The organism is Psychrobacillus antarcticus, from assembly GCF_029533155.1.
GTDB lineage: Bacteria > Bacillota > Bacilli > Bacillales_A > Planococcaceae > Psychrobacillus > Psychrobacillus antarcticus.
In genome coordinates this window covers 136,932-157,048 of record NZ_JAIZDB010000001.1, presented here as the reverse complement: position 1 = coordinate 157,048, position 20,117 = coordinate 136,932, and the positions used below count along the sequence as shown (strand labels likewise).

The 20,117-nt window shown below is 35.3% G+C and carries 19 protein-coding genes; 15 read left to right on the top strand and 4 right to left on the bottom strand.

Features of this window, described 5'->3' with window-relative positions:
• Positions 1 to 66 precede the first annotated feature (66 nt).
• Positions 67 to 552 (top strand): LURP-one-related/scramblase family protein, encoded by a 486-nt coding sequence (locus LDK52_RS00840; RefSeq protein ID WP_277584052.1) that lies wholly within the window; start codon positions 67 to 69, stop codon positions 550 to 552.
• A 109-nt stretch (positions 553 to 661) separates the two neighbouring features.
• Here LDK52_RS00840 and LDK52_RS00835 read toward each other — a convergent pair whose 3' ends face one another.
• On the bottom strand, positions 662 to 1,558 hold the full coding sequence (locus LDK52_RS00835; RefSeq protein ID WP_277584051.1) for an EamA family transporter: 897 nt from the start codon (positions 1,556 to 1,558) through the stop codon (positions 662 to 664).
• Between the two features lie 230 nt (positions 1,559 to 1,788).
• On the opposite strand from LDK52_RS00835, the gene LDK52_RS00830 reads away from it, so the two are divergent.
• From LDK52_RS00830 to LDK52_RS00785, 10 genes are all read left to right on the top strand, one after another.
• Positions 1,789 to 2,907, top strand: coding sequence for an ABC transporter (locus LDK52_RS00830; RefSeq protein ID WP_277584050.1), 1,119 nt, complete (start codon positions 1,789 to 1,791; stop codon positions 2,905 to 2,907).
• A gap of 12 nt (positions 2,908 to 2,919) precedes the next feature.
• Positions 2,920 to 4,110, top strand: a complete 1,191-nt coding sequence (locus tag LDK52_RS00825) for an ABC transporter permease (RefSeq protein ID WP_277584049.1) — start codon at positions 2,920 to 2,922, stop codon at positions 4,108 to 4,110.
• 18 nt (positions 4,111 to 4,128) lie between these two features.
• Complete coding sequence (locus LDK52_RS00820) at positions 4,129 to 5,034, top strand: ABC transporter ATP-binding protein (protein WP_277584048.1); 906 nt, start codon at positions 4,129 to 4,131, stop codon at positions 5,032 to 5,034.
• Positions 5,035 to 5,243: 209 nt separating this feature from the next.
• Positions 5,244 to 5,993 carry a methionine ABC transporter ATP-binding protein gene (locus tag LDK52_RS00815; protein WP_277584047.1) on the top strand — a complete coding sequence of 250 codons (750 nt, stop codon included), beginning with the start codon at positions 5,244 to 5,246 and terminating at the stop codon, positions 5,991 to 5,993.
• Positions 5,986 to 6,648 carry a methionine ABC transporter permease gene (locus tag LDK52_RS00810; protein ID WP_277584046.1) on the top strand — a complete coding sequence of 221 codons (663 nt, stop codon included), beginning with the start codon at positions 5,986 to 5,988 and terminating at the stop codon, positions 6,646 to 6,648. The genes LDK52_RS00815 and LDK52_RS00810 overlap by 8 nt, the downstream gene beginning before the upstream one ends.
• 25 nt (positions 6,649 to 6,673) lie before the next feature.
• The gene (locus tag LDK52_RS00805) at positions 6,674 to 7,498 is read left to right on the top strand and encodes a MetQ/NlpA family ABC transporter substrate-binding protein (RefSeq protein WP_277584045.1); all 825 of its coding nucleotides are present in this window, start codon (positions 6,674 to 6,676) and stop codon (positions 7,496 to 7,498) included.
• Positions 7,499 to 7,861: 363 nt separating this feature from the next.
• Positions 7,862 to 8,668, top strand: coding sequence for an SDR family NAD(P)-dependent oxidoreductase (locus tag LDK52_RS00800; RefSeq protein WP_277584044.1), 807 nt, complete (start codon positions 7,862 to 7,864; stop codon positions 8,666 to 8,668).
• 263 nt (positions 8,669 to 8,931) lie between these two features.
• A complete protein-coding gene (locus LDK52_RS00795) occupies positions 8,932 to 9,351 on the top strand; it encodes a MarR family winged helix-turn-helix transcriptional regulator (protein ID WP_277584043.1) in 420 nt (139 codons plus the stop codon).
• A gap of 205 nt (positions 9,352 to 9,556) precedes the next feature.
• Entirely contained in the window at positions 9,557 to 11,065 is a 1,509-nt protein-coding gene (locus LDK52_RS00790) for a malate:quinone oxidoreductase (protein WP_277584042.1), read from the top strand.
• 175 nt (positions 11,066 to 11,240) lie between these two features.
• Positions 11,241 to 11,465: a DUF1540 domain-containing protein gene (locus tag LDK52_RS00785; protein ID WP_277584041.1), complete on the top strand. Its 225-nt coding sequence runs from the start codon at positions 11,241 to 11,243 to the stop codon at positions 11,463 to 11,465.
• 173 nt (positions 11,466 to 11,638) lie between these two features.
• Here LDK52_RS00785 and LDK52_RS00780 read toward each other — a convergent pair whose 3' ends face one another.
• On the bottom strand, positions 11,639 to 12,172 hold the full coding sequence (locus tag LDK52_RS00780; protein ID WP_277584040.1) for an ECF transporter S component: 534 nt from the start codon (positions 12,170 to 12,172) through the stop codon (positions 11,639 to 11,641).
• Positions 12,173 to 12,422: 250 nt separating this feature from the next.
• Here LDK52_RS00780 and LDK52_RS00775 point away from each other — a divergent pair, with 250 nt between their 5' ends.
• Positions 12,423 to 13,247, top strand: a complete 825-nt coding sequence (locus tag LDK52_RS00775) for a hypothetical protein (protein WP_277584039.1) — start codon at positions 12,423 to 12,425, stop codon at positions 13,245 to 13,247.
• Between the two features lie 75 nt (positions 13,248 to 13,322).
• Here LDK52_RS00775 and LDK52_RS00770 read toward each other — a convergent pair whose 3' ends face one another.
• Complete coding sequence (locus LDK52_RS00770; RefSeq protein ID WP_277584038.1) at positions 13,323 to 14,513, bottom strand: M14 family metallopeptidase; 1,191 nt, start codon at positions 14,511 to 14,513, stop codon at positions 13,323 to 13,325.
• Positions 14,514 to 15,427: 914 nt separating this feature from the next.
• Positions 15,428 to 16,189 (bottom strand): peptidoglycan editing factor PgeF, encoded by a 762-nt coding sequence (gene pgeF / locus LDK52_RS00765; protein WP_277584037.1) that lies wholly within the window; start codon positions 16,187 to 16,189, stop codon positions 15,428 to 15,430.
• A gap of 136 nt (positions 16,190 to 16,325) precedes the next feature.
• Here pgeF and LDK52_RS00760 point away from each other — a divergent pair, with 136 nt between their 5' ends.
• The 3 genes from LDK52_RS00760 to gltP all read left to right on the top strand — a co-directional run bounded on the left by LDK52_RS00760 (position 16,326) and on the right by gltP (position 19,886).
• The gene (locus LDK52_RS00760; RefSeq protein WP_277584036.1) at positions 16,326 to 17,585 is read left to right on the top strand and encodes a sensor histidine kinase; all 1,260 of its coding nucleotides are present in this window, start codon (positions 16,326 to 16,328) and stop codon (positions 17,583 to 17,585) included.
• A gap of 9 nt (positions 17,586 to 17,594) precedes the next feature.
• The gene (locus tag LDK52_RS00755) at positions 17,595 to 18,473 is read left to right on the top strand and encodes a response regulator (protein WP_277584102.1); all 879 of its coding nucleotides are present in this window, start codon (positions 17,595 to 17,597) and stop codon (positions 18,471 to 18,473) included.
• 132 nt (positions 18,474 to 18,605) lie between these two features.
• The gene (gene gltP, locus LDK52_RS00750; RefSeq protein ID WP_277584035.1) at positions 18,606 to 19,886 is read left to right on the top strand and encodes a glutamate/aspartate:proton symporter GltP; all 1,281 of its coding nucleotides are present in this window, start codon (positions 18,606 to 18,608) and stop codon (positions 19,884 to 19,886) included.
• Positions 19,887 to 20,117: the final 231 nt, after the last annotated feature.

The following is a 20,117-nucleotide window of genomic DNA, read 5'->3' as shown; positions in this document are numbered from 1 at the left end:
GTTGAAATCCCCCAAAGGTGAAATCTCTGTGCAGTATTAATACGTTAATTTAAAGGAGGCTTAGGTGTGAAACAACTTTATATAAAGCAGAAGGTATTCAGTCTAAATGGCAAATTTACGATAAAGAATGAGCAGGAGGAGGATGTATATTACGTGGAGGGCAGTTTTATGCAAATTCCAAAGACATTCTCCATTATGAATACAACAAGAGATGAAGTCGCCCTTATTACAAAAAAAGTCTTTAGCTTTTTGCCGAAGTTTTTTGTGGAGGTAAATGGTCTAGAGGTGTTAACGATTAAGAAGGAGTTTTCTTTCTTTAAAGCACGCTACACGATTGACGCGGCAGATATCGAGGTACATGGGAACTGGTGGGATATGAATTTTCAAATCTTACAGCACGGTGTAGTTATAGGTAAAGTGAACAAGGAGTGGTTCACTTGGGGCGATAGCTACAAGGTTCAAATATTGAATGAGGAGATGGAAGCATTCATTATTGCAATCGTTGTCGCAATTGATTGTGTGAAGGCCGACCAAGCTGCCGCGGCGACTTAATGCAAAAGGCTTTAGTCTAATAGTTGAAATAATTATTAGTTAAATAAAAAAGCTGTACACAATCTCGAATGTCATCGAGATTGTGTACAGCAAACGTTCGTTTTGAACGCTAATATTGCTTTCTATTTCGGAAAAGATTAGGTCCAATTTCATTTAAAGCGATAGCCATTATAATAATAGCAATGCCCAACCATTGAAGTGTCGTTACTACTTCTAACAAAATAATGCTGGCTGATAGAATGGCGATAGGTAGCTCAATAGTTGTTAATATATTTGCTACTCCTCCCGAAACTAAAGGTGCACCTGCTGCAAAAAATAACGGTGGCAGGACTGCCCCGAATAACGACACTCCTAGGGCAGTCGTCACCAAGTTTTGCTCTAATGGTAGTAAAGTTGGGATGTCACGCATGAATATGACTAGCACTAAAATGGTTGATCCTGTTACCATCAAAGAGCTGCGAGTCCATGGATCTACATTTACGGCTACCTTACCACTACAAAAAATAAAACCAGCATAAGTGAATGCGGATAGAATTCCAAAAATGAATCCTTTAATTGGTAGGTCTTGTATATCGCCATTTACAAAGTTCGAAGCAAAAAAGACCCCTATTAAAATTAATATGATGGACACTATTGTTACTGGAGCGGGTCTTACTTTGCTGAAAATCCATTCTAATATAATTCCTATCCAAACGAATTGGAACATTAAAATAATAGCCAATGAAGCCGGCAAATATTGCATCGAACCATAATAAAAAATACTTGTTAAACCGATAAAACAACCGGTAATCATAATTTGAAGAACATTTTTCTTATTAAGCCCTTTAAAACTAGAGCGCTTAATGAGAGTAAGTGACCATAATAAAAAGAAGGAAATTACCATTTGAACGACATTAATTTGGCCAAGTGAGTAGCCGTAGCTAAATGCAAGTTTAGCAAATATAGGTGTAAAGCCAAAAAATGATGCACCTAATAATATAAATAAAACACCTTTATTTAATTTCACGATATGACCTCCTTGCGCCAATACATTATCATATCATGAAAAAAGAGATTTTTTATAAATACATAAAATGAGGAACAAATTATAGAAAACTTACAGTCATTTCACAGATTATTTTTTCTGAAAAAGGTATTTTCCTAGTGCATAGAGAATGGGTAATATAGAAGATATGCAGTAAAAATTAACTTAATATTCAAATTATTTGTTTGTTTTTGTTAAAAGGAGTGGATTATGTGAGAAGTATGTTAAAAACGCTATTTATTATAGAGAAAACAAATAAGAAAAATATTTTTGCTTGTCTGATTGTGGCACTTTGTATTATTGGGATGGTTGTTTATGCGAATTCAACAGAGTTAGGTAATCCTATTAAAGAAAAATCAAGTGAATCATTACCAGTTAAAGTAGCTATGAATAAATTTCAGATTGTAGATGCCAGTGAATACGGGGATGGTAGTGATATATACAAAAATATCGTCAAACAATATTATACATATCCGAAACAAGGGATGGCCTTAAAAACAGAGCAACCGGAATTATTTATAGATACCGCAATAGAGCTTACAGAATTACGAAAACAAGCATTTGAAATGGAGAATTATGATCTGGTAGCTGGAAATTTGCCATCAAAGATAGAGAATGAAATGGACTCTTCCTATTATAAATATTTAAAAGAACATAGTTTAGAATTGTCTTTTGGCTCACTAAGTTTCTATCCATTTTTAGCGTTTTTATTTAGTATAGTAGGCTCAGTATGGTTTGTTCTAATTGGTATTTACTCGTCTAATATTATGATAGACGATTTCCGCCATATTTCTATTATTAAAGGGTATCCTATTGCTTTTAGTAAGTATGTGTTAGCGAAATGTATAACTTCGATGGGTATAGTAGTTATTTTCATAATTGAGCTCTTCATATGTAGTTTACCTCTAATCTATTTTAAAGGATTAGGACAGGCATCCTATCCTGTAGCCGTTTTTAACGGGGGAGTAATGATTTATCCTATTTATAAATACATAGCAGTTTCGATAATTTATATGATTGTTCTGGCGATTTTTGCAATTTTATTGTCTGTAATTTTAAATGTACTATTAAAAAATGTTTATTTAACTATTTTTGTACAAGTTATCCTTGTTGTCTTACCCATTTTGTTCCCAGGGCTAATCGAGCTAATACCTTTTAATCCATTTAACTATGTTAACTTTCCGAGTGTCTTAAATGGAGAGTCTCTAAATTTAGCTATGCCAGTCGCCTTAAATAGCAATGCAGGATTGCTTTATTTGTGTATTAGCATTGGATTGCTAATGGCTATTATAAAATGGGTTTTATCGACAGGTAAGCTACAGAAAATATAGGAGGTGGATAAAATGTGGGCCTATTTTAAATGGGAGTTGAGTCAATTTTTTACGAATAAGAAAAACATAGCTGTATACGTGATTTTACTATTTTTAGCTATATATTTTGTATTAAAAATTGCACCTTCATACGAACCTATTGAAAAAGTCGATGTAGCTGAGATGGAAGCACGTTACACGACGAGAGATGATTTTATCAAAAGTGTCGAAGGGAAAGACAATATGCATCCTTCCGTTGCATTTGCACTGGCCATATTCCCGGGCTGGAATGAATATGATAGGGCAAGAATTGATGCAATTGGTGATAAGGATTACTTAAAATATGCAGAAGGAACAGCAGGATGGTATCTGTATTCAGACCAACTAATTGTCAACAGTGGTGACTTCTTCTACAACCCTCTCTATTACACCTATGGTAATAATTATGCTCATGCTGATGGACATTATGGTTATGGTTATACAGCTAGTAGGTTTACTGGTTATGTAGAGGGAAGCTCGGAGCTGTCTATGGAGTTGTTTGAAGAAAGAACTGCTCTACAAACGTTACAACGGATGCTAAATGATTATTTGCCAATTGTATTATTTATAAGCTGTATCTTTTTATCTGTAGATATTGTGTTGAAAGATCGTCGTAACCCTAGTTTATTAAAAGGATTTCCCATAGCTGACTGGAAAAAGCTATTGATGAAAGGAATAGTTGCTTTTATAGGAAGTGTTCTAACATTTATTCCTCTATGCGTAGGTTTTATAGTTATTGGATTACAAAATGGATTTGGTGATTTTTCACTGCCGGTGCCTATCTATTCATACATAGAAGAAACCTTTACTAATATGCCCATGAGTACATTTATATTAAAAAACGTCTTGTTTATGGCTATTTGGTTCTTATTCTTTATAGGGATCAGTTTGTTCCTAAGTATAATTTTGAAAGCGGAATTTGCTAATTTATTTGTTAGCTTTCTCCTAATAGCTGCTGAGTGGATATATTTTGAACGAGTAATGGGGGCATATTCAGATATTGAACGTTATCCAACATCATATGTGCAAGTAGGACAAGTCATTTCAGGTTATAGAAACTTTGTTTATGAGTCGCCTGATTTAACCTATCAATACGGGTTAACAATAGTAGGATGTTGTACACTCTTTTTGATGATATTGACGCTGATTGTGAGTAAATTTAAAAGGTTTAAGTTAATAGCCTAGGAAAGGGTGATAGACTTGTTGGAATTAAAAAAAATAGGCGTACGGTTTGGAGACAAACAGGTATTAAAGGATATATCGATTAAATTTCAACCAGGGGAAATCATTGGTTTAGTAGCACCAAATGGAACAGGGAAATCGACATTGATGAATGTGATCATGAACTATTTACCACCAAATCAAGGACAAGTGATTTTAAATCATGAACTACAATACTCAAGTAAAGCAAATGAGGTGAAGATACATCAGGATGTATCTATGATGCCGGACCAAAGTGATTTATATAATCATGTATCTGGTAAGAATCATCTGAAAATCTATCAGGAAATGTGGAATAGCGATCCGAAACTAATAGATGAAACAATTGTAAAACTTGGTATGGAATCTTATGTAAAGAAAAAAACGGGCACATATTCTTTAGGAATGCGTCAGCGTCTATGCTTTGCCATGCAAATCGTTTCCAATACACAAGTGATGCTGATGGATGAAGTGATGAATGGATTGGATCCAACGCACGTAGAGCTAATATCTCAAATACTTTTACAAAAAAAAGCAGAAGGTAAAACAATTATTATTGCTTCTCATTTATTGGAGAACCTAGAGCAATATGCAGATCGTATATTCTTTATGAAAAATGGTGAACTAAACTTAGTAGACGATGTGTCACCTGGTTTTAGTGACAACAAGGTAACAACGGTTCGTGTATCAAATTTCTCGCAGGAGCTCCTTATAGTTTTTAAAAAGCAGTTTCCGGAACTGGCAGTGCAGATATTACCAAACGGTAAAACGCTTATTGATGTAAAGGAGCAGGACACAATTACATTAGGTGCCATTACCCAGTATTTAATAGCACAAAGATTAAATGATTTTAGCTTTGGTAAGTTGACATTAAATGATTTATATTCGTTGGAGTACCAGCAAAGTTAATTACTTCTTAAAACAGAGCAGACTTGCGATTCCCAATGGGACCTTGTGATTTGCTCTGTTTGAGTTGCGCTTATTATCCTATGGACAAAATTATCGAGTAATTTGCCGCGATTAGTCCCATAGTATTAGCTAAATGACAGTACACCTATAATGCGTTATAATTAACCACATTGTAATCACCCTTCAACTAAAAGAAAGGGGTTTTTTTTATGATTAAATTAGTTAACGTCAGTAAAAGTTTTTCCCGATTTAAAGTGATTAAATCTGTATCTCTAACGATAGATAAAGGAGAAGTCCATGGGATTATCGGAGCTAGTGGAGCAGGAAAATCCACCTTGTTGAGGCTTGTGAATTTGTTAGAAATCCCGGATGAAGGGGAAGTAAGAGTTAATGGCCAAAATTTAACAAATCTTAGAAGCAAAGAACTTCGACAAGCCCGGAAGTCAATTGGAATGATTTTTCAACATTTTAACCTAGTGGCAAACAAAACAGTTTACGAGAATGTAGCAGTATCCTTAGAGTTGGCTAACTTTCCAAAGAAGGAGCGTAAGGATCGGGTTATAGAGTGTCTTCAATTCGTTGGGTTAGAAGATTTAATGAAGCAATATCCAGCACAATTAAGTGGTGGACAAAAACAGCGGGTTGCAATTGCAAGAGCATTAGCGAACAATCCACAAGTTTTGTTATGTGATGAACCGACCTCTTCACTGGATCCTAATATAAGTGCTGAAATATTAGGAGTTTTAGAAAATATTAATAAAGTTCTAGGTGTTACAATTGTTATTGTCAGCCATGAGATGGAAGTAATTAAAAGTATATGTAATCGAGTAACGGTTATGGCAAATGGAGAAATTTATGACACCGTATTAACTGAACCAATTGGGATCCACCATATAGATAAGAGCCCTAGCTATTTTATAGAGCAATTAGCAAAGGTTGGTGAGATGGATGATGCCTGATATATTGGTTCAATATGAAGCTGAAATTTGGGTGTCCATTGGTGAAACTTTTATAATGGTTGGGGCATCTTTAGGAGCAGCGATACTATTAGGTCTCCCGGTTGGGACCTTACTTTTCCTTTGTCGCAAGGGAGAAGTAATTGAAAATCGATTGGTTTTTACTGTTTTAAATTTATTGGTAAATATAATTCGTTCATTTCCATTCTTACTACTAGTTGTTTTTTTAATTCCTTTTACAAGATTAATCATAGGGACAGCTATCGGCACAACAGCTGCAATTGTTCCCTTATCAATCATTGCTATTGCACATTATTCAAGACTAGTCGAGCAATCTTTATTGGATGTACCTAAAGGTGTAATGGAAGCGGCAATTTCAATGGGTGCTTCTGTTAAAGAAATAGTATTTAAATTTCTTTATGTAGAGACTAGATCTGGTCTAGTCCTTGGATTAACTACATCCATCATTAGTTTTATTTCTTACTCGACCATTATGGGAGTTGTCGGAGGCGGTGGTATTGGTGACTTTGCTATACGGTATGGATATCAACAATTTAAGACGGATTTAATGATTTATATGATTATTATTATGATTATACTAGTACAGCTCATTCAGTTTACTGGTACTACTATCGCTAGAATAATAGATAAGCGTTAGATAACAGGGATAACAGGAGGAACATATGAGAAAAATTCTTTTATTAATAACATTGTTAGTGGTAATTTTAGCTGGTTGTAGCCAAGAGAAAGAGAAGAATGATAACGAAAAAGTGCAGGGAAATGATGAAGAAGTAACATTAAAAGTAGCATCATTAATCCCTCCAATGACAGAAATTCTTGAACTTATTAAACCTAAGTTAGCAGAGCAATCAATTAATCTTGAAATCGTTGTTTTAGGAGATAATGTTCAGCCTAACACTGCACTAGCAGCAAAAGAAGTAGATGCGAACTTCTTCCAACACGTTCCCTATATGGAGGAATTCAATAGAAATAACGGTGCAAACCTAGTGCCAATTATTCCTATATACTTTGCGAATTATGGTACATATTCTAAAGGATATAATTCGATGGATGAATTACCGGAAGAAGCAGTTATTGCAATAGCAAATGACGTTTCAAATATAGATCGTTCACTGGCATTGTTAGCCCAACATAATGTCATCACTTTAAAAGAAAAAACAGGTTCCTACTATACGAAAGCTGACATACTGGAAAATCCAAAAAACTATAAGTTTGAGGAAGTAGATTTGTTGATGCTAGCGAGAATGTACGATGATGCAGATGCAGTAGTAATGACACCAGCATATGCTGCACCATTGAATTTGACGCCCAAAAGTGATGCACTCCTTACAGAAGGAGACGACAATGACTTTGCTATTACTTTAGTTGCGCGAGAAGATAATAAGGATTCAGAAGCAATTAAAAAACTAGCGGAAGCTATGACAAGTACAGAAGTACGTGAGTTTTTAGAGAAAAACTATGATGAAACGGCAATTCCAGCATTTTAATATAATGAAAAGAAAAGGCTATTTGAGTTGTTTTTACAACCTAAATAGCCTTAATAAATAGATAACTCGTCATCCTATCTCATCATGAATCATGAAAAATGGTTTACAGTTGGAAAACGTAGCTAGTTAGTTCTAATTTTGGAGTATTTACTTGTAAAAAGTGTACCCCTTGCTATATCTAAACCAGAATATCAACAAAGAAAAAATAATAGTATCTCTAAATCCCTCGATGTAGTATGTATTCCTTGCACTGAAAAAAAATTTCTGATATTATTTAGAAGTCAAATATTTAGGCATCTAAATATAAGTGAATATAGTTTACATTAATACAATTTAGTCATTTGAGAAAGGGGTATTTAAACAATGGGAAGAGTAGAAGGTAAGGTAGCCCTAGTAACTGGAGGAGCTTCTGGAATTGGATTATCAGCGGCTATATTATTAGCAAAAGAAGGTGCAAAAGTAGTTATTGCCGATTTTAATACTGACGGTGCACGAGAAGCGGCAGAGAATATTAAAGCCGATGGAGGAGATGCTTTCGGTATATTCCTAGATGCTGGTGATGAAAATTCTATTAAGGATGCTGTTGAGTTCACTGTTAAGCACTTTGGTAAAATTACGGTTTTATTTAATAATGTTGGTTTGACTAATCTTAAAAAAGATTTAGATGTCGTTAATATGGATCTTGATGAATGGGATCGACTTATGAATGTAAACTTAAAAAGTGTACTAATAGGTAGTAAATTTGCTATACCACATATGATTGAGGCTGGTAGTGGGTCGATTATAAATACAGCATCCATGGCTGGATTTACTGGTGATTCTATTCGTGCTGCGTATGGAGCATCGAAAGCTGCTGTAGTAAATCTTACAAAATATATCGCTACCCAATACGGCAAGGATAAGATTCGTTGCAATGCTGTTGCACCTGGGTTAATCTTGACTCCCGCTGCTAGGAATAATATGTCACCTGAAGTATTAGACATATTTGCCAAATATAATATGTTGCCATACCATGGTGAACCTGATGATATTGGATATACAGTTTTATTTCTCGCTTCTGATGAATCTAAGTTTATTACTGGACAGACAATCCAGGTAGAAGGCGGACATTATATTGCAAATCCAAGTATTTCTGATTTTAATGAATTTATGAAAAATGCGCAAAACTAAAAATAGCTTTCTGCGAGCTTGATATAACTAGAAAGTGCTAGTTATTAATATAGTATGTGTACTTATTGCTTTTAGAGGCAAAAAGAAATTAGAGCATGAGAGCTTTTGGAATTGATTAGTTAACTTATATATTAATTAATGTCTACATCACAGGCGCTGAGCTAGTAATTGATGGTGGATTCTCAGCTCAATAGTGTGTATGCTAAAGTGAGCCCCTAATTTTGATTAGGGGCTTTTATTTATCGAAAGCGAGGAATTTTTTTATGGAAAATCAAACGATTTTCGAATTGATTCATAATATGGATAAATTTACAAATAACCAAATTATACAATGGAATAAAACATTCAATGAAGAACTTGGGATATCTCATATACTTGTTCTTGGTCGTTTAAAGGGAAATGGAAAAAGTCGTCCTTCCGATATTGCTAGGGTTTTAGGGCTGACTCCTGCAACTTTAACCCATTTATCAGAAAAACTAGTCCTAAAAAACTTAGCGGTTAGACTAACAGATGAATCTGACCGTCGAATCATCTACATACAAATTACAGATAAAGGCATTGATATGCTATATAGAGCAAACCAAGAAGGTCAATCACTACGTAGGAATCTATTTGAAAAGTTAACAGAGGAGGAAGGGAAACAATTAGTGGAAATTTACGGAAAATTAACTAGTGCTCCATGATTTTCTCCATTTTTACTAGCTTTTAAATAACTTTGAAATAGCTTATAATTAACAGATAATAGAAGATGTTTATCAATAAATAATTGTAATTTATGATATGGTTATATTAGAATAGAAAAGGTGTATTTCTGTAATTTAACTTGACATAAAGTTATGCCTAAGTAGTGTACATCCTTTAAACAAATACGGAGTAAGGAAGGTTTATATGAACAAGAGAGAAACTGAAATAGAAACAGAAGTTATCTTAATAGGTGCCGGAATTATGAGTGCTACTTTAGGAACATTATTGAAGCAATTAAAACCAGAGTGGAAAGTTAAAGTATTTGAAAAACTAGATAAAGCTGGCGAAGAAAGCTCTAACGAATGGAATAACGCAGGGACAGGACACGCTGCACTGTGTGAGCTAAATTATACTTCAGAAAATCCAGATGGTTCTATAAATATTACAAAAGCAATTAACATTAATGAACAGTTCCAACTTTCCATGCAGTTTTGGGCATACCTTGTAAACAGCAAGCTACTAAATAATCCAGAAGATTTTATCATGCCATTACCTCATATGAGTATGGTACAAGGAGAAGAAAATGTAGCATTTTTAAAGAAACGTTTCGAAGCAATGTCAAATAATCCTCTATTCCAAGGAATGGAGTTTTCGGATAATCCAGATAAACTGAAAGAATGGATTCCGCTTATTATGGAAGATCGTCCTGCAACAGAAGCAATTGCAGCTACAAAAATCGACTCCGGAACAGATGTTAACTTCGGAGCTTTAACACGTATGATGCTTGACCATCTAAAAAATCAAAACGTTGATATTAACTATAATCATAGTGTGGAAAATCTCAAACGTACAACTGATGGTAAGTGGGAAGTAAAAGTGAAGAATGAAGTGGAAGGTAAAATTGAATTCCATAATGCAAAATTCGTATTCGTTGGGGGTGGAGGTGGAAGCCTTCATTTACTACAAAAATCTGGAATTCCTGAAGGAAAACATATTGGAGGATTCCCAGTAAGTGGATTGTTTTTAGTATGTAACAAGCCAGAAGTTATAGAGCAACATCATGCAAAAGTATACGGAAAAGCTAAAGTTGGTGCTCCACCAATGTCTGTACCACATCTTGATACTCGATTTATTGAGAATAAAAAATCGTTGCTATTTGGACCATTTGCAGGTTTCTCACCGAAGTTTTTAAAAACTGGATCAATGATGGATTTAGTAACTTCTGTGAAACCAGATAACTTAACAACTATGTTGGCAGCAGGAGCTAAAGAATTATCTTTAACTAAATACTTGATACAGCAAGTTCTGTTATCAAAAGAAAAACGTATTGAAGAATTACGTGAATTTATCCCGAATGCTAAACTCGAAGATTGGGATACAGTAGTTGCTGGTCAACGTGTACAAGTTATAAAAGATACAGAAACTGGTGGTAAAGGGACTCTTCAATTTGGTACAGAGATCGTTACAGCAGAGGACGGTTCTATCGCAGCATTATTAGGTGCATCTCCAGGTGCTTCGACCGCTGTACATGCCATGATTGAGATACTTTATAGATGTTTCCCGCAACATATAGATGAGTGGGATCCAAAGATTAAAGAAATGATTCCATCTTATGGTACGTCGTTAATGGAGAATCCTGAGCTTTTACAAGAAGTTCATGCTATAACTTCAAAGACACTTCTTCAAAGCAAGAAAGAGAAAGTATATAATTAATTTTTTAAAATGTAGAATCTTTGATCTGTCTATTGATAGATCAAAGATTCTTTTTTGATTCCTAGAACTTTAAAAAGAAAATTCTCATATAAATTAAAATCGTTGAATTGGACAAGATACTTTATGAGGAGTACATGTATGTATTTCTTAAAACATTTCAATGAGGAGGTCAGTTATGCCAAATGTAGAAGTGAAATGTGCTGTATCCAATTGTATTTTCCATGCAAAAGAAAATGTTTGTGGAGCCGAGAAAATTGAAATAGACATGGACTACCATGCTAACCACAATAATACAGAGTTCGCTTCTGAATTTGATTACCGCTCTATTTCTGAAGAAGCAAGTCATTCTGCGGATACATGCTGTAAAACGTTCAAATCTAAAAGAGAAGATAAAAAATAGTATTAGTTAACTTCATTAATGCTAAATATTGTCGAAACATTTAGGTAACATGTTGGTAGTATTGATCTAAATATTGGGATGGAGGGACGAAGGGAATAATCTCTTCAGTCCCTCTTTACAAGTAAATTAATATAGAAGAATGCTTGGTACCTTGCATTTTTCTTATTCACTTCTTATTTAAAATACGGAATTTTTTTCAATACAACACAAACTGGAATGGCAATACAGAGTCCTACAACATTTTGTACGATGTTTCCAGGAATAGAGGCTGCTGGTATAATCCAACTTTTAAATATGATAGCTTCTCCCAGATAATAGATACCTAGCATAAAGGGAATCGACACAATCGTTGCAATTAAATTGAGTGCTAAACTACTGCCGTTGCGCCCCTTCGACCAAGCAATTTTACCTACGATATATCCCTGCAAGCCGCGTGCTACTAATGTAATTGGTGTCCATAAAATCCAAGGACCTACTAAGTCAAATAATCCCATTCCAACTGCACCAGCAATCGCACCTTTTTTAGGTCCAAATAAAATAGAAGAGATAAAGAGTACGGCAGTTCCAAGATGAACCAAACCACCATTTGCTGTAATAGGTAATTTAATGTTTAATAAAACTGTAGCAACGAAGACAAGTGCAATTAACATAGATGTAATAATTAAATCAAAAGTACGTACCTGGGAGTAGCCTGTTGTTTTTTGCATAGTTAATACCTTCCTTTTCAAATTACTATTAAGAGTATAATTACATTAACAAGGAATTGGTATTTTTAAAAGTATCAATTTAACGAAAAGTGTAGTGGTCAGTTTGGAGGGGATTCGGCAAACTAATATGTCCTTCTAAATAGTAGATGACTAATAGTAGGTTGTTTTATTAGTTTACATAGTAAGTGGACTTTTAGATTGAGTATCGAATTAGAATAAGAGATAGAAGAAATTGAGTTACTAAAAAGGAGTGGGGAATATTATTAGTAAAGCTGCTCCATATATATTCGTCATTGGTCTATTCTGTATAGTAATAGACGGACTTTGGATAGTGGAGTCACATAATTCGATTGTTTCTTATCCAAGAGAGGCATTTGTTTACTTAGTTTTAGGAGTGTGTTTGGTCCTTATCTCTTACTTCTTATTCAAATTTAATAAGCCTCTAAGTATAGAAATCCAGAAGGATCGCGAAGATAAGAAAGATAATCGAGTGTATATTCGTAGAATATGGGATGAAAGAGATAAATTGGGCGGGAGGTTAGTAGTTGGTCTCTTTATTATTTTAGTAATTATTTCTATTTTCGATTTTGGACTAGCTGTCCGTTTACTATTACCAATTCTATTCTGTGGAATGGTTGTAGTGGCTTTTCTCTATGCAATGTATCATGATGATATGGAAATGGAAGATGAGGAAGAGTTAAAACCAGAAACTGCTAGAATTCGAAAGCTTATGAGTTTAATTGATTATAGAAAACATTTTTTTAGCTTGTCCTTTCTTCTATTTATCATAATAATCTCCTCCTATTTATTAACAAAGGGCCTAGGCTATACATTTGCCGAAATAAGTGGTGGTATGAATGTAATGACTTTAGAAGGAGGAGTATATTGCTTAGCTGGACTTTTGTTTTTATGTGGGTTTGTCTATATTATCCATCACGTGGACTTTTTGGGAGTTCGACAAGCAAAACAGAGTTATGAAAAGGTCTTAAAAATACACTTTCTAGAACTCGGTTTTGTGGGACTAGTTTTCTGTATCTGGTTAATATCTTTAGTGTTTGGGAAGCAGAGTCTATAGTTTAAGTTAAAAAAACAAAAAAAAGCCGGAAAAAGTAAGGTTATTAAAAACCTCCTTTTCCAGCAATTTGAACTTTTATACATACAGTCCTGCTAAAAATATTCCCAATGCCTCTTCATAGATTTCATCAAATTGGGAAAGTGGCAGTGGATTTGTTCCTGTACCGAGCTCGACAGTAAAGCCTGGTCTGCGCCAGTCTTGGATAAACCAGTCTTTATAGCCAGCGTAGCTATCAATCGTTTGTACAGGTTCGTAACCACTGACTCTACTAAACTCAGCAACCATTGCTTCGGACTCTGGTGGTTCGAGGTTTTCAAATCCCCAGTAGATAACTTCTCCTTGTGTGTGAAATGCTAGTACTCTTGCAAAATCACGACTCCTTGTCAAATCTGCCATTGCAATTGCTTCTGGCTCCGATAATGGGCTTTCTCCTCCATAATCTCTCGGACCAGGTGATTTGGGATTTCGTGCTTGTTCTAAATCCCACTCAGCAGGAAACTGATCATTCAAATCCACGCCTCGGATATTTGCTTTCCATCCGGAAAAATCAGAGCTGCCATTATTCCATTCAATTACTCTACTTCTCCAAGGGCTTTCATCAGGAAGCCCATTTATTACAAGATCGACGCCATCAGGATTAACCATTGGAACTATGGATAAGGAGGTTTGTAAATACAAAGGGAATGTATCGAGTCCACGAATAGGAGTTTGGTTAGTTAAGGACAATGCGTAATCATTTAAAAATGTTAATAAGATAGGTGTCGTAATCCATTCATTCGCATGAAAGGAAGCATTATAATGAACCCTTTCTTCCCCACTACCTACTAAAATTTCAGGTATTTGTCGGTTTTCAACTGAATTACCGATAGAAGATATTAGTAAGAATGGATAAACAGTTTGTAATTGCCTTATATCATTCATCATCGTACTGAAATCATAATTTTGTTTTCCATTCACAATTCTCCAATTTACTCTTACGGGAACGTTAATTGTCTGTCCGATTTGTAGGCGCATTGGGTTAAGTGCAGGATTAACAAGCAGAAGTGTATCGAGTGGAAGGTTTCTGCTACTAGCAATGGACCATAAGGAGTCTCCAGGCTTAATTTGATACTGGGTACTTATATATCCTGGAATTTGAATACGCACACCTACCGAGAGTATTTCGGGATTAATATTCCGGTTAGAATCAATGATAAGTTTAAAAGGAATCCTGAATAATTGGCTATAATACCAAAGTGAATCACCGGATCTAACGTATACATCCATGTCGCTCCCTCCATTCCTTGAAAAGGTCGATCATAGAAGTATATGAAACTAATCCTAAAATAGTGAGGCAGGGAACGAGAATAAGTAAAAGCACATCAACTTCGATGTGCTTTTGTTCAAAGAAAGTATTTAAATTTTTGTGCCATGAACCCAACGTTCCAGGTATTTTGAAGAATAAGTTCTATCCAATAATACTGCTGATTTCCGTTTCAGGCGGACGCTTTCCGCGGGCGTTCCCTCAGCCTCCTCGCTTCGCTGTGGGGTCTTCACCTAACGCTTTTCCCGCTGGAGTCGCCGCCTTCCACTACAATCAATTAAGTGAGTAGTACCGAAGAATAAGATTTAGCACAGCCTATCGCTAAGATGATAGAAATAGTTTCAGTTAATGTAGGGATAAAAGCCCCCTGTAATCGCTGTTGAATTAGGGATACTAGTACTTTTTTAATTCTAAATGAATTTTGTGCATTTTTTACACGATAAAAGTGGACTTAATATAGCCATGCAACTAGTGTTCATAGAATTTTAATGTCAATTATCTACCAATCACTAGCAATTCCGGAAGTAGATTAAATTTTATAGAAGTGGAAATACAGAGAAATAGTAAGTGCTTACCTAATAAAGAAGGAGAGGTGCGATCGAAATTGTATCTTCGAGCGCTTCTTTTATGTGAAGGAAAGAGTTTCTTCCCTTCTTCCCAGAAGTTGTACTAACCTAGTTCCTAAAGTTGTAGAAGCGGGACGGACAGACAATCGCCATAAAATTACCGAAAAGAGAGATGCTGGTTGTGACGTGAGTCACGACCAGCATCTCGAAAATCAGTTGGTAATAAATATAGCGACAAGTCTGTCCAAAGCTCCCTGAAAACGATAGAAACTGGTTTTGATCATAAAAGGACCTTGCGCTTTTCTTAATGATTACTCTTTTCTCATAATAAAGCTTAAATGCCGTCCTGCTTGTTTATCTTCACGATAAGAGAAACCATCCGGGCTCATAAATGTGCAGGTAGGATCAATTGAAATTTGGTCCAAAGGGATCCCAGCGAGCTCGCATTGTTTTTTCACAGTCAACTGATTATCAATATGATATTTGTTCGTGGATTCCTTATAATACATAAAATCATTAGCATAGCCCAAGTCGTGAAATTTTCCATATACATCCGCATCGACTTCGAATTTTTCTTGGCTTATTGCAGCTCCTATTTGAACATGGAGGTCACTTGGATTACAGTTTTCTACCTCTATTAAATGCTTGAACAACTTAGGGGCAACCTCCTTAATTGTCCCTTGCCAACCCGAATGAATGACACCAATAAGACCGTTTACAGTATTGTAAAAGATAACAGGAACACAATCTGCGGTAAAGCTAGATAGAACAATATTTGGCTCAAAAGTATACAAGGCATCGGTATCGGCTATAGCAGTATTCTTCGACATGGCACCATGTCCTTTATCCGCAAGGGTTACCCGATGAAAATGAGCACTATGAGTTTGATTAGTACAAACGAAATTATCGATCTCACAAGCTAGAGAAGTTGCTAATTTTTTACGGTTTTCTATAACGTGGTCTGTATTTAGACATACATGAAGAGCCATATTTCCCTGTTCTAATTCCTCTCTATCCTTCATTGTCATCCCTGCTATGATCTTTTCGTTGTTTACATACATTTTTATATTCATATTATCACCTATTTTCACTATATATTAGTGCGTTTTAAATGTATAGAAATACAATGTTACCTATGTAGGCTTCGTCTAAAGTTGACGTGTAAATGTTATACTCATACTATTAAATACATCCATATAGGAGAGAATTATGGTTTTTAAACGACATCAATTAGTCTCCAATAAATGGAGTGTCCTGATTTTAACAATTTTAGTCACTGTAATCGCTAGTGAATTTAAAGTTATTCCTTTCAATGGGGAGGATTTTCGTTTTGGATTAGGAAGTGCTGCTTTTTTCTTTCTTCTGTTAATATTTCAGCCAGCTTCGTTTGTCCTCACGGGTTTTTTAACTGGACTTGCTGTTGTAGTTGTACGAATCGGGAAAGATTTGTTATTGACTGGTGATTCTTTTTGGTTAATTTTTGAGAATCATATACCGGCATTTTTATTTTATCTGCTTTTTGCAGCTGGTTTAAGTGTTATACAGTTAGAACGGTTCAAAGCGGCCCCTTTTTTACTCGGAGCGGTTGCTACAGCATTTGAGTTTACGGCTAATAGTGTGGAGCATATTGTTCGTTATTTGTTAGTAAGCAATGTGGATTTTGAACTTCAAGAATGGGTATTACTGGCACTTGTAGCCATTTTTCGAAGCTATTTTGTAGTAGGGTTATATAGTTCCATTACAATAATGGAACAAAACAAGCGTATGCAAGAGATGTTGGAGGTTGGCTCAAATCTATATGCAGAAACACTCTATTTACAAAAATCGATGAATCATATTGAACAAATTACTGCATCTAGCTATGATTTATATCGTCTGCTAAAAAAACAAGAATATCATTCCTTAAGTGTTCAGGCACTCCATATTGCGCAAGAAATCCATGAGGTAAAAAAGGATTCCCAACGTATTCTAGCAGGATTAGAGAAAATCACAAAAGCGAAAACGGAGAAGCATTATTTTCTTTCAGAGGTACTTCAACTTGTTATTGACGCCAATGAAAAATATAGTGAATTGCTAAAAAAACAAATTGTCATTCACTCGACTATTTCGATTGATTTTGAAACGGAGCAGCAAATTCCGTTATTGGGATTATTGAATAATGTGGTTGCGAATGCAGTAGAAGCAATTTTCTATAACGGAGAAATTTATATAAATGTGTATGAAGAGTCTCACAATACGTGGTTTGTTATTAAAGATACAGGCAAAGGTATCTCAAAAGAAGAACAAGAAATTGTCTTTGAACCGGGCTACACAACTAAGTTCAATGATCAGGGAGTAGCTGCAACAGGTATTGGGCTCTCTCACACACGTGAAATTATTCATACATTAGAAGGCCATATACAGATTAAATCACTCAAAAAGGGTGTTATTTTCAAAGTTAATATTCCAACAAAAAACTTGAGAAGGTGAGGGAGCAAACTGCGCTATTATATTGTTGACGATGATCGAGCAAGCAGATTGATGCTGAAAAAAATTATAGTAGATGGAGAACTGGGAATAGTTGTTGGCGAAGCAGAAAATGGGGAGGAAAGTATATCAGGCATTCTCACAACAGAACCAGATGTTGTTCTCATCGATTTTCTAATGCCGGAATTAGATGGACTCGAAACGATCGAACAATTGAAAAGTAAGGGGTTTGAAGGGCAATTTATAATGATTTCTCAAGTTGTAAATAAAGAGATGGTAGGAGAAGCCTATATAAAAGGCATTGAATTTTTTATACATAAACCTATCAATCGTGTTGAGGTTCAGAGCATTTTAACGAAAACAGCCGAACAATTTCAATTGAAGGATTCGCTATTAGCGATAAAAGATTCCTTAGCAAATATTGTTTCTTTAAAGCCAGTACTAAAAAAGCAAAGTATTAGAGAGGTTGTTACCTCGAAGTTAAGTGATATGGGGATTTTGGGTGAGGTAGGAAGCAATGATCTGATCTCAATAGTGGAAATACTTATCCAACAAAGTAATCCTTTGAATACATTTCCACCCTTAAAAGGTCTATATGAATCGCTTGCTGTGAAACAGGATGCGAGAGACGTCAAAAAAGAAATGAAGGCAATCGAACAGCGACTACGTAGAACGATATTACTAGCTATGCAGCATATGGCTACAATTGGAGCCATTGACTATACAACCACGGAATTTGAGCATTATGCCCCTCGTTACTTCGATTTTCAAGAGATTCGAAAATTAACTATAGAAATAGGTGAAAATAGGACAAATCCTTCTAAAATAAAGGTAAATATAAAAAAATTCCTTCAAGTACTTTATTTAGAGGTGCTAGAAAGTTATAAATAGTCTAGAGAAAAATCTGTGTCTTAAAAACAAATGTAGGATTCTGTATGATTACATAAGTTGCCCGTATACTACTACCTAAGCTATTCTGAGCTTCGGAAAGCGTTTACAATTTGGGGAGTGGGTGACTTAAAAATGAAAAAGAAATTTAAATTTACATTAGCATATCAAATTTTAGTAGGTCTAATCCTAGGTATCGTTGTAGGGGCAGTCTTCTTTGGAAATCCTTCCGTTGAAAAATACTTACAGCCTATAGGAACCATGTTTATCAATATGATTAAGATGATTGTTGTTCCAATCATCGTTTCGACTTTAATCTTAGGTGTTGCCGGAACTGGTGATCTCAAGCAATTAGGGAAACTAGGTGGGAAAACACTCCTTTATTTTGAAGCCGTGACAACTATTGCGATTCTCGTTGGATTATTAGCAGCGAATATTTTCCAACCTGGTGAGGGTATAGATATGTCAACCCTTGCCAAAGGTGATATCGATCAATACGTTCAAACAACTGAGAAAGTGCAATCAGAGGACAATGGAATATTAGATATTATGGTAGGGATAGTTCCAGAAAATATTGTTCAATCAATGGCAACAGGAGATATGCTTCCCATAATCTTCTTCTCCGTATTATTTGGACTAGGTATTGCAGCAGTTGGGGAGAAAGGAAAGCCAGTACTAGCTTTCTTCCAAGGAACAGCAGATGCAATGTTCTGGGTTACAAATCTTATTATGAAATTTGCTCCTTTCGGGGTTTTTGCCTTAATCGGGGTAACGGTTTCAAAATTTGGCTTGGAGTCTCTATTACCACTAGGAAAGCTCATGATTTTAGTATATGCAACGATGATATTCTTTATAATTGTTGTACTAGGCGGAATAGCCAAATTAGTAGGTATTAACATATTCCATCTGTTGAAAGTATTAAAAGATGAACTCCTTTTAGCCTATTCAACGTCAAGTTCGGAAACGGTTTTACCAAAAGTAATGGAGAAGATGGAGAAGTTTGGAGCACCAAAGGATATCGTGTCTTTTGTCGTGCCAACAGGGTATTCATTTAACTTAGATGGATCTACTTTGTACCAAGCAATTGCAGCTATCTTCATAGCTCAGATGTATGGAATTGACTTAAGTATTTCAGAACAAATTACGTTAGTGTTAGTTCTTATGGTCACTTCCAAAGGTATTGCAGGAGTTCCAGGAGTCTCGTTTGTTGTATTATTGGCGACTTTAGGAACAGTCGGTATTCCACTTGAAGGTCTAGCCTTCATCGCAGGAATTGACCGTCTTCTAGACATGGCTCGTACTGTTGTCAATGTTGTAGGAAATGCATTAGCTACAATTGTTATGGCAAAGTGGGAAGGCCGATTCGATGAACAAAAAGAAAAAGAGTATTATCTTTCTTTAGAAAAAACGGTTTAATATCGGAAAATTTAAGTTAACAATAAGTAGAACAAACAATAAACCGGCTATCCAATTGGATAGCCGGTTTTTAAGTAGTCTCTGCTGAACCTTCACCCATAGTTCTAGTAATGAATTCAGATCTTCAAGTTAATGAACTGATCTTAATTTGCAACTCTAATTACTCGACCTTATTTAAATAAATGTATTTGATGTAACTCTTGGATATTCGTTTTCACTCATTTGTTTAAT